Source organism: Psychrobacter sp. TB55-MNA-CIBAN-0194, from assembly GCF_040309505.1.
Classification (GTDB): domain Bacteria; phylum Pseudomonadota; class Gammaproteobacteria; order Pseudomonadales; family Moraxellaceae; genus Psychrobacter; species Psychrobacter fozii.
Window position 1 is genome coordinate 1 of the sequence record NZ_JBEOOW010000694.1, and the last position, 242, is coordinate 242.

Consider the following 242-nt stretch of genomic DNA (forward strand, 5'->3'; position numbering starts at 1 on the left):
CGATAATAACGTCTGGGCACGTTTACGCGTCAATAGTTTTGACATGTGGGATATGTGGCTTAAAGGTAGTTTGAGCAAGAGAGATGGTTCAGAATATAAAGCATCAGAATCGTCATCTGCAGAACAAAATCCGTTGCTACGTCGATACTATTTGGCCGACCGTGACCGCACTCAAATAGAGGCGCGTGTTAATCATAGCCCTATTGATAACTTGAACGTCGATTTTGGGGTTCGCTATGCAT

Annotated in this window: 1 protein-coding gene; it reads left to right on the forward strand. The window is 43.8% G+C overall.

The window, feature by feature from the left end:
* On the forward strand, window positions 1-242 hold a 242-nt coding region (locus AAEY75_RS16760), incomplete at both ends, for an MtrB/PioB family outer membrane beta-barrel protein (RefSeq protein WP_352260291.1).